The organism is Vibrio sp. 1069 (assembly GCF_033340555.1).
This window is the reverse complement of the sequence record NZ_JAWOWP010000279.1, coordinates 1-772: the sequence shown is the minus strand read 5'-3', so window position 1 is coordinate 772 and position 772 is coordinate 1. Positions and strand designations below refer to the sequence as shown.

Here is a 772-nt window from a genome sequence, read left to right as displayed (position 1 = left end):
AAATGATGTGCTTTTGCATCGACTCAATGATCTGTGCCGTCATGCCCCAGATGAAATGTTGACGATATGGGATAGCAAATACACGATGACTGCTTCTTTTTAACTCAAACTTACTGCTGTAGAGCTTATTTGGGTTCAAAATATGGTTGGCTGGTACCTCAAAAACCGACTCGACCTCATTTGGGTCAATATGCGTTTTATAATCCGGAGAAATAAAGGCCAAAAATGGCGTCACATTAAATTGACTAATCGTTGGCAGTTTTGGCAACTGACCGAACACATGAATGTGTTTATCTTCTATACCGACCTCTTCATTAGTCTCACGAAGCGCCGTATTCACCAGATGGATATCTTCGGGTTCAAACTTACCGCCAGGAAAGCTGATTTGCCCTGGATGATGCCGAAGATGTTCGGCTCGCTTGGTCAAAATCACTTGTAGGCCTTCAGGTCTATCCACAAAACCAATCAGAACCGCGGCGTCTCGAAGCGGTTTACCTTTCATAAAATTCAGGCGGGCAAGAGACTCCTTGTGATACCCCGTCGGAAGATGAAATTGAAAGTTCTGCAGCAATTTTGTTTTGTCGATAACCAAACCGAACCCCTAATTTTCGTGCCTACTCATTATTATACACCCAAGATAATAACCCTAAACTCCGGAAGCGAGCGTGCTTGAGTGAGAAAATGAGTGGTGAGTGCACTCCGCCTCATTGTTAATAAAACAGTAAGCTCAAATGTTAAAGGAAAATCGCTTCACATCTAGGCAACCTTTTGC

Annotated in this window: 1 protein-coding gene; it reads right to left on the bottom strand. The window is 43.3% G+C overall.

All coding sequences use genetic code 11. The features are described from left to right. Positions 1–592: CoA pyrophosphatase (locus R7040_RS25980; RefSeq protein WP_318097506.1), on the bottom strand; the 592-nt coding region annotated here is incomplete at its 3' end. Between the last annotated feature and the right edge of the window lie 180 nt (positions 593–772).